A 517-nucleotide genomic window follows, 5' to 3' on the forward strand; every position below is an offset into this window, starting at 1 on the left:
CCATACAAATTCCATCCACCCTGTTCGACGATAGGATCGCGATTGGTCCACCTGCCGTCTGCGGGATTGAGGTGGCGGTAGTTGTAGTAAACCAGCCCTAGTTCGTCGTCCGAGAACTCGCAGGAGAAGCGGAACTTGTTTTCCTGCGCCATGTCTCCTTCTGTGGTGAGAAGGCTACCAAAAGGCGCGTACTCGTAGCGAGCTCTTCTCGTGTGTTGTCCATCAAAGATGGAAGTAACATTCTTCATGACATCGTGCATGAAGTAGAGATGCCCTTTTACTTTCATTCCGTTCTCTTGCCAGCATGTCATCATCAGGATGCGCGTGGCCATGGATTCCGTCGGATCCCACAAATAACTCTTTACAAGCACAGGTTCAGGATGCCTCAAATCCAGTTGGGCTACCTGCAGATAGTCCCGGTACAGGAACCAGGAATGACTGGCGATTGCTCCATTGACAAAAACTTTCTTCTCAAAGCGCCGTCCCCGGTAGTCGTAGCCGCAGGTAATGGACGTTC

The 517-nt window shown here is 51.3% G+C and carries 1 protein-coding gene; it reads right to left on the reverse strand.

Features of this window, described 5'->3' with window-relative positions:
• Window positions 1-517: RHS repeat-associated core domain-containing protein (locus tag HJW02_RS12940; protein WP_208050669.1), on the reverse strand; the 517-nt coding region annotated here is incomplete at both ends.

Origin of the sequence: Akkermansia sp. GGCC_0220 (assembly GCF_017566105.1) — a bacterium.
Classification (GTDB): domain Bacteria; phylum Verrucomicrobiota; class Verrucomicrobiia; order Verrucomicrobiales; family Akkermansiaceae; genus Akkermansia; species Akkermansia massiliensis.